The sequence below is a fragment of the uncultured Faecalibacterium sp. genome, assembly GCF_900066275.1.
Classification (GTDB): domain Bacteria; phylum Bacillota; class Clostridia; order Oscillospirales; family Ruminococcaceae; genus Faecalibacterium; species Faecalibacterium taiwanense.
In genome coordinates this window covers 1-13,230 of the sequence record NZ_FMFG01000025.1, presented here as the reverse complement: position 1 = coordinate 13,230, position 13,230 = coordinate 1, and the positions used below count along the sequence as shown (strand labels likewise).

Sequence of the window (13,230 nt, the reverse complement as noted above, 5' to 3'; positions counted from 1 at the left end):
GGGGGTGTTTTTTCACGGGAGGGGCCGCAGCGAAAAACGGCATTTTCCACAAAAACAAGATCAAAAGGAGAACTCAATGAATCTAGGAGCCTTCATGAACCCGGAATTTCCCATTTTCAGCACCACGCTGTGCTATCTGGAACGGGACGATGCCTACCTGATGCTGCACCGTATCAAAAAGCAGGACGACTACAACCACGACAAATGGATCGGTGTAGGCGGAAAGTTTGAGCGGTTTGAAAGCCCGGAGGACTGCCTGCTGCGGGAAGTGAAGGAGGAGACCGGCCTGACGCTGAAGCGCTTCCGCGCCCGGGGTCTGCTGACCTTTATTTGGGGCAACATGACCGAGTTCATCCACCTGTACACCGCTGATGAATGGACGGGCGAGATGGTGCAGGGCGATGCCTGCAGGGAAGGCGTGCTGGAATGGGTGCCGAAGGATAAGGCGGCTGAACTGCCCATCTGGGAGGGCGACAAAATCTTCTTCCGGCTGCTGAATGAGGAACGGCCTTATTTCTCCCTCAAGCTGGTGTATGAAGGCGACACCCTCACGCAGGCAGTGCTGGACGGGAAACGAATCGTTTGAACGCTTCCTGTGCAGAGCGTCGTCACGTGTTTAACCGTGAAAAGACAAATCCCGGCAGACCGCAGCCTGCCGGGATTTGCTCTATCAAAAAGCAAAAAGATTTTTCCGCTTAAAAATCAGTTCAGCTTCAGGTCGCCCTCTTTGATCCAGCCCAGCTTGCGCTCGATCTCGCAGAAGATCACACTCAGCACGGCAGGCAGAACAAAGCACAGCAGCACCATGGCAGCCCAGTCCATCGGGGTGATGGCGGTCTTGACGCCGGCGGCAATGTCGCTGACCCAGCCGGTGTACACGCCGATCTGGCCCACCAGACCGCAGGTGCCCATGCCGGAAGAGACAGCGGCACCGTTCATCTCAAAGTGGAACACGCAGGTGGCCAGCGGGCCGGTGATGGCACTGGCCAGCGTGGGTGCGATCCAGATACGGGGGTTCTTGACGATGTTGCCCATCTGCAGCATGCTGGTGCCAAGGCCCTGACTGACCAGACCGCCCACGCCGTTCTCCTTGTAGCTCATCACGGCAAAGCCGATCATCTGGGCGCAGCAGCCTGCCACGGCGGCACCGCCGGCAAGGCCGGTCAGACCCAGCGCGGCGCAGATGGCGGCAGAGGAAATGGGCAGGGTCAGCGCCACGCCCACAATGACGGATACCAGAATGCCCATGACCAGCGGAGCCTGTTCGGTGGCCCACATGATCAGGGTGCCCACCTGACTTGCGGCAGCGCCAATGGGTGCGGCGATCAGCATGGAAAGGCCCACGCCGGAAAAAATGGTCACCAGCGGGGTCACGAGGATGTCCACGCGGGTCTCCTTGCTCACGGCCTTGCCCAGCTCGGAAGCTACGATGGCAATGATGAGCACGGCCAGCGGGCCGCCTGCGCCGCCCAGAGCATTGGCCGAGTAGCCTACGGTGATCAGGCTGAACAGCACCAGCGGCGGGCAGTGCAGCGCCCAGCCAATGGCGCAGGCCATGGCCGGGCCGCTCATGGCCGTGGCGTAACCGCCAAGGTCTACCAGCACGTCAAGGCCGGTCTGCTGGCCCAGCGTCTTGATGATGGTGCCGATCAGCAGGCTGGCAAACAGGCCCTGCGCCATGGCACCCAGCGCTTCAATGAGATAGCGCTGCGGGGTGATGACGATATCCTTGCGTTTTAAGAAATCTTTCACATTTGACATGAGAAACTGCCTTTCTGTTTCAAGATGGTGGATTCAATGCAAAAACTGCATGTCAAGTATAATACCATACACATGTCAAGACAACAAGACAAAATGCTGATTTTGCTGGAAATATCTGCAATTTTTGGCTTTGTGCAATGTTTTTGCGGGCTGAGACGTATCTATTTTGGAGCATTTTCTGATACCGGGGCGGCAGCTTTTCGGAGCTGCGCTTTGCAGTGTGCGGCAATTGACGGGGGCTTGCCCGCGGGTGTATACTGAAAGAGTATTGAGAAGATGAAACGCCGCCCTTTTTGTGAAGGGCGGCATCCCGATAAAAATGCATGAGGTTTGGAGCACAGCATGAAAAAAACGTTCTGGAATAAACTGACTGCCCGCGGCACCCGCGGCAAAACGCGGTGCGCAGCGGCAGTTCTGGCATTGGCAATGACCTTTTCAATGGGCGCACCGCTGGCACTGGCTGCACAGCCGGAAGAAAATACCGCGGCAGTGACCGAGACTGTTTCTGCACAGCAGGAAACGGCAATGCCCACCCTGCAGACGGAGACCCCGGAGCTTGCTGCACAGGACCCGGAAGCGCCGCCTGTACAGGCCACCGAAGCGGAGGAGAACAGCACGAACCAGCACACGCCGGAAAACAGCGTGGTGCTGACACCGGAAGAGATCCGTGCCGCGCTGGATGCCGGTGCCATGGATGCCGCCGAGGCCCAGTGCATCGACCTGAGCGATGAGAACGGATTTTTCAGCTGGCTGCTCAATTTCCTGTTCGGCTGGCTGGGCAAGAGCGATACGGAGCCAGTCTATTCCGGCTGGCGCACCTCCGGCGGCAAGACCTACTACTACAGCCAGACCACCAACAAACCGGTGACCGGCATCCAATGCATCGACAATAAACTCTATTACTTCAATGCGGATGGTGTGCTGGAAAATGGCAAGACCTTCGGTGTGGATGTTTCCAAGTATCAGAAGAACATCGACTGGAAACAGATCAAAAAGGCAGGCGTGAGCTTTGTGATCGTCCGCATCGGCTACCGCGGCTATGGTGCTTCCGGCACGCTGGTGCTGGACCCCATGTTCGAGGAGCATTTCACCAATGTGAAGAATGCGGGCCTGAAGGTGGGCGTGTATTTCTTCAGTCAGGCCACCACCGAGGAGGAAGCCAAGGAGGAAGCCTTTGCCTGCGCCTATGTACTGAACGGACGCAAGCTGGATTACCCCATCTTCTTTGACACCGAAGCATCCGGCGCTTCCAATGGTTCCGGCCGCGCCGACGGTCTGGGTATGGAGGACCGCACCAAGTGCGCCATCGCCTTCTGTGAGGAGGTCAAGGCACAGGGCTATAAACCCGGTGTGTATGCCTCTACCCTGTGGTACCGCAAGCGTGTCAATCTGAACAGCCTGAAAAAATATACCATCTGGAACGCGCATTATGGTGTTGCCAGCAGCCCCATCGACTGCGCCCTGTGGCAGGGCACCTGCACGGCACGCCTGCCCGGCTATAAGGGCGATATGGACGTGAACATCAGCTACATCGGATAAGTGAGGAAACTGCAATGGACCGCATTCGCCTGATCGCATCGGACATGGACGCGACCCTTCTGGACGAGTACAGCCAGTTGCCGCCAAAGTTTACCGAGACCATCCGTGCACTGGCCGGGCAGGGCATCTTGTTTGCCGCCGCCAGCGGGCGGCCTCTGTACACACTGGAAACGATGTTCCCGGATCTGCTGGAGGAGATCATTCTCATTGGCGACAACGGCGGCGCTGCCCGCTGGAAGGGAAAAGACCTGTTTGTGTCCGAAATGCCTGCCGAGGGCTGGCGGCAGCTGGCCCGCAGCACAAAGCAGGCCGGAGACGTGGGCCTTTTGTGCGGACTGCAGGCGGCCTACGCGGAAAAGCAGGACGAGAAATACGATAAAGTTTTCAAGAATTTTTATACCCGGGTGGAATACGTGGATGACCTGACTGCGGTGGAAGCGGCGGCGGATAAGTTTACCGTCTATCTGCCCAACGACGACTCGCAGAAAGCCTTCGACCGGATCTACGGCGCATTCCACACAGGAAATGGCGGTGCATTCTCGGTGGCAGTGGCAGGCAGAAACTGGGTGGACGTGATGAACCCAGGTGTGCACAAGGGTGCAGCACTGGCAAAGGTGGGTGCACTGCTGGGCATTCCGGCCGACAGCATGATGGCCTTTGGCGACACCTACAACGATGCCGAGATGCTCACCACCGCGAAGTACGGCTTTTTGATGGAGAACGGCAGCGGACCGCTGCGGGCGCAGGTGCCGTTTCTGGCACCGTCCCACCGGGAATACGGCGTGATGCAGGTGCTGAAACAGGTGCTCCGCCAGAACGGTGAAGTCTCGCCGGAGGATTTTGTGAAGGCGCATTAAAGCGGGAGAGACGATTTGGAATGCTCTCCGCTTCGCTCTGAGCATAAATAGCGGAAATAGTATTTTTATTTGCAACTCCGAAACGGCTGCGGCCGTTTCGGAGTTGCTTTTTCACAGGGAGGGTCGTAACGGCAAACGGCATTTGCTGATGCTGGCTCCCTGCGGGAGCATTCACGTCAGCATGAAAACATGCTGTTGCCCTTACGTTTCGTCGCGCAAGCGACTTCAAATCGGCGCAACACAAAAAATCCTTTAGCGGAGCGACTTGGATTTTTTGTATGGAGCCCAACTGCTTTGGGATTATTAAGGGCGAGTAGCCCTTAGTTTGCAACGGCGACGACCGCGGCCAGCGGCCGAAACAGGGAGGAGCTGTTGGGGCAGCGGCCTGCAGGATGCGAGTGCCACTCAAGGCACGAAGCAGACGCAGGGAGCCGCAACCCGCCGCCTTCCGCGTCTCGAAAGTAGCGGAGACCTTGCCGCGCTGAACACGCGGCATTTGCTTTGCAAACCGGTCTGCGGCTTAAAAGCCCCACTGGGGCTTTCATACCCTGCGGGCACCGCCGTCCTTTCTGGTTCTCTTTTGGCACACAAAAGAGAACGTACCCGGCGGAGAAGAATTTTGTAAAAGCCATCCGGCCTGCCCCACACGGCCGCGCTCTGCACGGGAAGAATCATACGGCGGGCATTTTAAATCGTCATAACCTGCCCGAACTCTGAATAAATTATTCTCAGAGCAATAAACAGGCTGGGGAGGCATGGGGATATGTTTGTAGTCACGTTAAGCAAAACGAGCCTGAAAAAACTGGGTCTGGGTGCCATGTGCTGCGCACTGGTGGTGGGCAGTGCTCTGCTGGGCCGGTTCATCAGCAACCGCACCGTTGCGGTCTCGGCGGCGGTGAACAAAATTGAGAGTGCACAGGACATCCAGACATGGTTCACCGGCTACGGTCTGGATGTGGACGGCGCATCCATCACGGCAGACAAGGTCAAGATCCCCCGCAAGTGGGATGACAGCTTTTCGGCCTTCAACGGGGTGGTGCAGCAGAGCGGTATGGACCTTGCACGCTACAAGGGCAAGACCGTGGAAAAATGGACGGCGCTGATCCCGGCGGCAAGCAGCGGCGAGACCAGCCGCTACGGCGTGCTGTTGGTGTACCGCAAAAAGGCCGTGGGAGCTTACCTGCTGGAACGGCCCTCCGGCGTTGTGGTGGGCCTGAAAGACATGCAGGCCGCCATGGCGGAAGCTGAGGCAAAGCAGACTTCCGGCGAGGACTACGAGGGCGACTGGGGTGAGCGCCACGACGAAGAGCTGACCGGCAGCGAACCGGCACAGCAGACCTCCGGCGAGGACTACAGCGACGATTGGGGCGAACGCCATGACGAGGAATTGACCGCCCAGCAGACCTCCGGTGAGCCGGATGCCGTGCCGCAGGCTGTGCCTTATACGGAACTGCCGCTGGATGCCGAGGGATATCCGGTGGAATAAGCACCGGAACGACCTGCCAAAGCCGGAAACGACCGGGAACAGCTTCGGGTTTTGATGCAAAATCAGGTCGCAATTTGCCTAAAATTTGCGCACAAGCAGAAGAAAAAGTGAAATGCGTGCATTTTTGTCACATTTGTATGTTCAATTGTACCAAAATTTTGCATAAAAAATTAGCAATATGAAATGGTGAAAAATTACCGGCAAGGGTTTATAATAGATGTATCAACCGTGCCGCGGCTCGGCCGCGTCTGGTGCAAGTGCAGAAGCGCCGCACGGGATCAAGTAAGGAGAAAATGATTATGAAGGAATTCCAGTATACCGTTAAGGATGCATGCGGCATCCACGCTCGTCCCGCCGGCCTGCTCGTCAAGACCGTCAAGGGCTTTGCCAGCAGCGCTACCCTGGAAAAGGACGGCAAGAGCTGCGATATGCGCAAGCTGATGGCTCTGATGGGCATGGGCGTCAAGCAGGGTGAGACCGTTACCGTCAAGGTCGAGGGCGACGACGAGGAAGCTGCTGCAGCAGCCATCCAGAAGTTCCTGACCGAGAACGTCTGATTCCGCAGTTAAGATGAGGAAGGCCCTCGCGGGTGAGCTGCGGGGGCTTTTTTTGGACTGTCGGAGCAGTGCGGCCCCGGCACAGATGAAGAAGGAGTAGTGTGCAATGCAGGTAGGCACCGGTAAGAGCGTCCTGAATGGCATCGCCATCGGCAAGCTCAAGATCTACAAGAAAAAGGATACTGCCATTTCTGCCGCAGAGGTAGCGGATACCGCAGCGGAAGTGGCGCGTTTTGAAGAAGCGCAGCAGAAGGCCATTGAGCAGCAGACTGCGCTGTATGAAAAGGCACTGGCAGAGGCTGGCGAGGACATCGCCGAGGTGTTCAACATCCACGCCATGATGCTGGAAGACGACGACTTTGTGGATGCCATCAAGGAGATCATCAACGGCCAGAAAAAGTGTGCCGAGTACGCCGTCAAGACGGCAGGCAACAATCAGGCTGCGGTGTTCGCCGCCATGGATGACCCGTATCTGCAGGCCCGCAGTGCAGATGTCATCGATATCGCACAGGCCATTCTGGACATCCTGCAGGGGGTGGACAACGCCAGCCTGCAGGGCACCGAGCCCAGCATTCTGGTCGCGGAGGATCTGGCCCCGTCTGAGACCGTCCGCATGGATAAGAGCCTGCTGCTGGGCTTTATCACCCGGGAGGGCAGCTCCAACAGCCACACCGCCATTCTGGCCCGCAGCATGAACATCCCTGCCCTGATCCAGTGCAAGGATATTCAGGACGACTGGGACGGCAAGATGGCGGTCATCGATGGCTACAACGCCTGCGTTTACGTTGAACCCACCCCCGACCTGCTCAAGAGCCTGAAGAAGCGCCAGCAGGAAGATCAGAAGAAGCAGGCCCTGCTGCAGGAGCTGAAGGGCAAGCCCAACACCACGTTGGACGGCAAGACCATCAATGTCTTTGCCAACATCGGCGGCATGAGCGATGTGGGTGCTGTGCAGCAGAACGATGCCGGCGGCGTAGGCCTGTTCCGCACTGAGTTCGTCTATCTGAACTGCAAGGACTTCCCCACCGAGGACTACCAGTTCGAGGCCTACAAGCAGGTGGTGGAGAGTCTGGCTCCCCGCAAGGTGGTCGTCCGTACCTGCGACATCGGTGCCGATAAGACCGTCGATTACATGAAGCTGGATCACGAGGAGAACCCCGCTCTGGGCTACCGCGCCATCCGCATCTGCCTGACCCGCAGGGACTTCTTCAAGACCCAGCTGCGCGCTCTGCTGCGTGCTTCTGCCTACGGCAACATGAGCATCATGTTCCCCATGATCACCAGCCTGCGGGAGCTGCAGGATGCCAAGGCTGTTCTGGAAGAGTGCCGTGCAGAGCTGACCGCCGAGGGCGTGAAGATGGGCCAGAACATCGAGGTAGGCACCATGATCGAGACCCCCGCCGCTGTGCTGATCGCGGACGAGCTGGCTGCCGAGTGCGACTTCTTCTCCATCGGCACCAACGACCTGACCCAGTACACCTGTGCGCTGGACCGCCAGAATGCAAAGCTGGAGCCGTTCTTCAATCCGCACCATCCCGCTGTGCTGCGCGCCATCAAGATGACCATTGAGGCGGGCCACCGCCACGGCATCTGGGTGGGCATCTGCGGTGAGCTGGGTGCCGACACCGCCCTGACCGAGACCTTCCTGCGCATGGGCGTGGACGAGCTGTCCATGAATGCCAAGAGCATCCTGCCGGTGCGCAAGATCATCCGCAGCGTGGACCTGAGCAAGCCTTCTGAGAAGTAATTCATCCGAGAATCCCGGTTTACCGTTCCCATAAAGCTCCCCGGCAGGGCATCCCGCTCTGCCGGGGTCTTTCTATACCGGGCAAAAGTTTTCGGAAAATACTTTAAAACGATAAAGCGAAATGCTATACTATAAGCGATGACAGGGTATGCAGGTGTCCAGCGCTGCCCATGGAGGACCGTTATGACTCAGTTTTTGATTCGTCTTTTCATCCGCCAGCCCGACCATGCGCAGGACCCTAAGGTGCGCGCCGCCTACGGCAACCTTGCCTGCTGGGTGGGCGTGGCATGCAACCTGCTGCTGTGTCTGGGCAAGCTGACCGTAGGCACTCTGTTCGGCTCCATTGCCATCATGGCAGATGCCCTGAACAACCTGTCGGATGCCTCGTCCAACGTGGTTAGTCTGGTGGGCTTCAAGCTGGCCGGCAAGGCCCCGGACGCAGAGCATCCCTTCGGCCATGCCCGGTATGAATATCTGGCGGGGCTGGTAGTCAGCGTGACCATTCTCGGCATCGGCTTTTCGCTGCTGAAGGAATCTGTGGTCAAGGTGCTGCATCCCACCCCGGTGATGTTCAGCTGGCTCACGGTGGCCGTGCTGATCGCATCCATCCTCGTCAAGCTGTGGATGAGCGGCTTCAACCGCACCATCGGGCGCATTATCGGCTCCGAGACCCTCATTGCCACTGCTGCGGACAGCCGCAACGATGTGCTGAGCACCAGCGCGGTGCTCATTGCCGCAGTGCTGTGCTGCGTGACCGGCTGGGATGTGCTGGATGGCCTGATGGGCGTAGGCGTGGCGGCGTTCATCCTGATCTCCGGCTGGGGTCTTGTGATGGATACGCTCAGCCCGCTGCTGGGCGAAAGCCCCAGCGAGGATCTGGTGGATCACATCGAGCAGAAGGTGCTCTCCTATCCCGGTGTGCTGGGAATGCACGATTTGATGGTGCACGACTACGGCCCGGGACACCAGTTCGCCTCCCTGCATGTGGAACTGCCTGCCGAGCAGGACCCGCTGGAGGCACACGACCTGATCGACAACATTGAACGGGATTTTCTAAAGAATGACCGGCTTTTGGTTACCATCCACTACGACCCCATCGTTACCTCGGATGCTGCCGTGGGCGTGCTGCGCGCCCGCCTGACCGAAAAGCTGCGCCAGCTCGACCCGGCCCTTTCGCTGCACGATCTGCGCATCGTGCCGGGCAGGACCCACACCAACGTGCTGTTCGATCTGGTGCTGCCGGCAGGCTATGCAGGGGATAAGGTAGAGCTGCTGGAACAGCTGGAACAGTTCATCAAGGAACAGGATACAGCCTACAGCTGCATCATCAAGGTGGAGCAGAGCTATACGGCTGCCCACAAATAAACTCTCGGGGGAAAGTATTATGCTGAACGAGACTTATCGCGCGATGCTCGGCAATAAGAGCGTCATCCGCGAGACCTTCATGTACGGCAAGCAGCGTGCTGCCGAGATCGGATATGAGAACGTGTTCGATTACTCGCTGGGCAACCCCAGCGTGCCCTGCCCGCAGGAGTTCACTGCCGCCATGCAGGATCTGCTGACCAACGAAGAGCCGGTAAACCTGCACGGCTACTGCCCCAGTCAGGGTGACCCGGGCTTCCGCACCGATGTGGCAGCGCACCTGACAAAGATCTTTGGCCTGCCCTATGAGCAGAAGCACATCTTCCCCACCACCGGTGCGGCGGGTGCCATTGCCCATGCCATCCGTGCGGTCACGCAGCCCGGCGACGAGGTGCTCACCTTTGCGCCCTACTTCCCGGAGTACGGCCCCTATGTGGCGGGCACCGGGGCAGTCCTCAAGGTGGTGCCGCCGCAGGCACCGACCTTCCAGCCCAATCTGGACGCATTCGAGCAGATGATCGGCGAAAAGACCACCTGTGTGCTCATCAACACCCCCAATAACCCCACCGGCGTGGTCTACTCTGCCGGGACGCTCACCCGCATGGCAGAGATCCTGACCGAAAAGAGCCGGGCATTCGGCCACAACATCTTCCTCGTCAGCGATGAGCCCTACCGGGATATCGCATTCGACGGCAAAAAGGTGCCCTACCCGGCGGCGTTCTACCCCCACACTCTCACCTGCTTCTCCTATTCCAAGAGCCTGAGCCTGCCCGGCGAGCGCCTTGGCTATGTGGCGGTGCGTCCGGGCTGTGAAGGCGAGGATGTGCTGGTGGACATGATGGCCCAAATCTCCCGCTTCACCGGCCACAACTGCCCGCCCAGCATCATCCAGCGGGCCGTGAGCCGCTGTCAGGATGTGACCAGTGATCTGAGTGTGTATGAGACCAACATGAACCTGCTGTACGATAAGCTCACCGCGCTGGGCTTTGAGGTGGAGCGCCCCGGCGGTACCTTCTACATCTTCCCCAAGGCTCTGGAAGAGGATGCCAACGCTTTCTGCATGAAGGCCCGGGAGTTTGACCTGCTGCTGGTGCCCAGCGACAGCTTCGGTGTCAGGGGCTATGTGCGCCTTGCCTACTGCATCGATACCGAAAAGGTCAAGCGCAGCCTGCCGGCCCTTGAAAAGCTGGCAGCCGCTTACCGCAAATAAACATTCTGCCGAACTGCCCGCGCGGCATCTGGCAGTGCAGCGCGGCTGGAGAAACGACCCAAAGAGAGGAAAGGGAACCCTGCTATGGAAAAGATCAAAATGACCACGCCCCTCGTCGAGATGGACGGCGACGAAATGACCCGCATTCTGTGGAAGATGATCAAGGACGAACTGATCCTTCCGTTTGTGGACCTCAAGACCGAATATTACGATCTGGGCCTGCCCAACCGCGACGCTACCGCCGACAAGGTGACCATGGATGCCGCCCTTGCCAACAAGAAGTACGGCGTTTCGGTCAAGTGCGCCACCATCACTCCCAATGCCCAGCGCATGGACGAGTATAAGCTGCATGAGATGTGGAAAAGCCCCAACGGCACCATCCGTGCGGTGCTGGACGGCACTGTGTTCCGCGCACCCATCATGATCGACAGCATCAAGCCGGTGGTCAAAAACTGGAAAAAGCCCATCACCATTGCCCGCCACGCCTACGGCGATGTGTACAAGTGCACTGAGTTCCGCATCCCGGGTGCAGGCAAGGCTGAACTGGTGTTCACCGGTGCCGATGGCTCTGAGCAGCGCGCCACCGTCTTTGACTTTGAGGGCGCTGGCGTTCTGCAGGGCCAGTACAACAAGGATGATTCCATCCGCAGCTTTGCCCGCAGCTGCTTCAACTACGCACTGGATGTGAAGCAGGATCTGTGGTTCGGCGCAAAGGATACCATCTCCAAGAAGTACGACCACACCTTCAAGGATATCTTCCAGGAGGTGTATGACACCGAGTATAAGGCAAAGTTCGAGGCCGCAGGCATCACCTACTTCTACAGCCTCATTGACGATATCGTTGCCCGCGTCATTCGCAGCGAGGGCGGCTTTGTCTGGGCCTGCAAGAACTACGACGGTGACGTGATGAGCGATATGGTCTCCACCGCCTTTGGCTCTCTGGCAATGATGACCAGCGTGCTGGTCAGCCCGGACGGCAAATACGAGTTCGAGGCCGCCCACGGCACCGTCACCCGCCATTACTACAAGTACCTGAAGGGCGAAAAGACCTCCACTAACCCCATGGCTACCATCTTTGCGTGGTCTGGCGCGTTCAAGAAGCGCGGTGAACTGGATGGCCTGCCGGAGCTGGTGAAGTTTGGCGAGGCACTGGAAGCCGCCAGCCTGCAGACCCTGAACGACGGCATCATGACGAAAGACCTGTGCGGTCTGGCTGAGGGCATCACCCCCACCGCTGTGGACAGCGAGGGCTTTATCAAGGCCATCCGCACCCGTCTGGAAGCCAAGCTGGCATAATCATCTCTTTGTGACATAAAAAGAAAGACCGGAACTGTAAGTGCGACCTACAGCTCCGGTCTTTTTCGTTAAAATGATGCGAACGAGCCTTGAATGTACCCGACAAAGAATGCAATAAATGTGCTGATGAGAATGCAGCCAAGCCACAAAAGGTCTGCGAGAAGCCGTTTGCCGGTCAACTGCTGGATGGTCTTTGAATAATCCAAAGCAAACCACAGCATGGCAGCAGAAAACAGAATGGAGCTCCAATGAAGCCGAAAAGACAGCACCATGCTGAGAAGCACATAATTGATAAGCGTGTAAAAAATACTTCGCAAAAGAAGTTCCGGGAGAGCAGAATACTGCTTTTTCATAAAAGCTCCTTTCTGGATTTATAAATGCAGTGCATCCAATACTTCGTTTACGACCTCCAGTGAAACCTGCCCCGGTGCACTGGCCTGCCCGGGGTTGGCAAAGGTCATGGCAGAGCCAAAGGCTTCCCCGGCCAGACGGCTCACCGCGCCCAGAGCTCCCATGCTCATGGTAATGATGGGAGTCTCCGGATGCCGGTCGGCCATTTCAGCGGTGGCAGCCAGAAGCTCCAGCACGTCGGTGCGGCTCTGGGGCATCACAGCCAGTTTGGGCAGATCGGCACCGGCCCGCTGCATGGCAACCATACGGCTCACCAGTTCGGCGCGCGGCGGCGTTTTATGGAAGTCGTGGCTGGAACACACCACTGCAGCCCCGGCGGTGTGGGCTTCTTCGATCAGCGCGGGAAGCTCTGCGCCCGCAGTGAAAAATTCAATGTCGATCAGATCGGCGCAGTCGGTGGCAAGAACGGTGCGGATAAAATGAAGATACTCTTTGTGGGCCAGAGCGACTTTACCGCCTTCGGATTTTGTGCGGAAGGTGAAAAGAAGCAGCTGATCCTTCAAGGCAACACGGAGCTTCGCGGCGCAGTGCACGATAGCCGGAAGGTTTTTTGCACCTTCAAAGCAATCGATGCGCCATTCCACACAATCGGCGCGCAATGTGGAAAACTCGGCAGCTTTTTCAAGAACGGCGGTTTCCGTGGGCTCTACAATAGGAATAATAACTTTGGGGCGGCCCTCGCCGATGCAGCAGCCGCGGATGTTGACACAGGACATGGCGCTTCTCCTTTATGTAATAAGTATAGCTACCTTATACAGGATACGGGGATGACTCCATAATACGTTCTGCCCGCCGCCTTGTCAAGAAAAAGGCATGCCCTGAAACGGGTGAAAAACAGGGAGATTCTTTATTCTGCAAAGAAATTGGAAAAAAGTTGTCAAAAAGTGTTGACAAGGAGGCAGGGGTGTGGTATTATACTCGAGCGCCAAGCGCTGAGGCAAAAGAATGACTTCCAAAGCCTCAGCAGGAAGCCCTTGAAAAGAACCAATAGACGCTGAAAAGTT

Annotated in this window: 13 protein-coding genes; 9 read left to right on the top strand and 4 right to left on the bottom strand. The window is 57.7% G+C overall.

All coding sequences use genetic code 11. From position 1 onward, the window contains the following. Positions 1-76: 76 nt before the first annotated feature. A complete protein-coding gene (locus QZL71_RS09035; RefSeq protein WP_044953245.1) occupies positions 77-586 on the top strand; it encodes an NUDIX hydrolase in 510 nt (169 codons plus the stop codon). 116 nt (positions 587-702) lie between these two features. Here the strand turns inward: QZL71_RS09035 and QZL71_RS09030 are convergent, their stop codons facing one another. Next, positions 703-1,761 (bottom strand): PTS transporter subunit IIC, encoded by a 1,059-nt coding sequence (locus QZL71_RS09030; RefSeq protein ID WP_294648539.1) that lies wholly within the window; start codon positions 1,759-1,761, stop codon positions 703-705. Between the two features lie 342 nt (positions 1,762-2,103). On the opposite strand from QZL71_RS09030, the gene QZL71_RS09025 reads away from it, so the two are divergent. The 8 genes from QZL71_RS09025 (at position 2,104) to QZL71_RS08990 (ending at position 11,815) form a co-directional block, all read left to right on the top strand. Then, the gene (locus tag QZL71_RS09025) at positions 2,104-3,300 is read left to right on the top strand and encodes a glycoside hydrolase family 25 protein (protein ID WP_294648538.1); all 1,197 of its coding nucleotides are present in this window, start codon (positions 2,104-2,106) and stop codon (positions 3,298-3,300) included. Between the two features lie 14 nt (positions 3,301-3,314). Beyond that, the gene (locus QZL71_RS09020; protein WP_120081486.1) at positions 3,315-4,157 is read left to right on the top strand and encodes an HAD family hydrolase; all 843 of its coding nucleotides are present in this window, start codon (positions 3,315-3,317) and stop codon (positions 4,155-4,157) included. Positions 4,158-4,920: 763 nt separating this feature from the next. Further along, the gene (locus tag QZL71_RS09015) at positions 4,921-5,643 is read left to right on the top strand and encodes a DUF4830 domain-containing protein (RefSeq protein ID WP_294648537.1); all 723 of its coding nucleotides are present in this window, start codon (positions 4,921-4,923) and stop codon (positions 5,641-5,643) included. A 293-nt stretch (positions 5,644-5,936) separates the two neighbouring features. Then, the gene (locus tag QZL71_RS09010; protein ID WP_005937619.1) at positions 5,937-6,200 is read left to right on the top strand and encodes an HPr family phosphocarrier protein; all 264 of its coding nucleotides are present in this window, start codon (positions 5,937-5,939) and stop codon (positions 6,198-6,200) included. A gap of 106 nt (positions 6,201-6,306) precedes the next feature. Further along, a complete protein-coding gene (gene ptsP / locus QZL71_RS09005; protein WP_005937616.1) occupies positions 6,307-7,947 on the top strand; it encodes a phosphoenolpyruvate--protein phosphotransferase in 1,641 nt (546 codons plus the stop codon). Between the two features lie 183 nt (positions 7,948-8,130). After that, positions 8,131-9,312, top strand: coding sequence for a cation diffusion facilitator family transporter (locus QZL71_RS09000; RefSeq protein ID WP_294648536.1), 1,182 nt, complete (start codon positions 8,131-8,133; stop codon positions 9,310-9,312). A gap of 19 nt (positions 9,313-9,331) precedes the next feature. Continuing rightward, positions 9,332-10,519 carry a pyridoxal phosphate-dependent aminotransferase gene (locus tag QZL71_RS08995; RefSeq protein WP_294648535.1) on the top strand — a complete coding sequence of 396 codons (1,188 nt, stop codon included), beginning with the start codon at positions 9,332-9,334 and terminating at the stop codon, positions 10,517-10,519. 84 nt (positions 10,520-10,603) lie between these two features. After that, positions 10,604-11,815: an NADP-dependent isocitrate dehydrogenase gene (locus QZL71_RS08990; RefSeq protein ID WP_097776995.1), complete on the top strand. Its 1,212-nt coding sequence runs from the start codon at positions 10,604-10,606 to the stop codon at positions 11,813-11,815. Between the two features lie 68 nt (positions 11,816-11,883). Here the strand turns inward: QZL71_RS08990 and QZL71_RS08985 are convergent, their stop codons facing one another. The 3 genes from QZL71_RS08985 to QZL71_RS08975 all read right to left on the bottom strand — a co-directional run. Then, positions 11,884-12,168 carry a hypothetical protein gene (locus QZL71_RS08985; RefSeq protein ID WP_294648534.1) on the bottom strand — a complete coding sequence of 95 codons (285 nt, stop codon included), beginning with the start codon at positions 12,166-12,168 and terminating at the stop codon, positions 11,884-11,886. Positions 12,169-12,186: 18 nt separating this feature from the next. Then, positions 12,187-12,942 (bottom strand): type I 3-dehydroquinate dehydratase, encoded by a 756-nt coding sequence (aroD, locus tag QZL71_RS08980; protein WP_294648533.1) that lies wholly within the window; start codon positions 12,940-12,942, stop codon positions 12,187-12,189. An 84-nt stretch (positions 12,943-13,026) separates the two neighbouring features. Further along, positions 13,027-13,230 (bottom strand): hypothetical protein (locus QZL71_RS08975; RefSeq protein WP_294648532.1); only part of this gene is annotated, 204 nt, incomplete at its 5' end.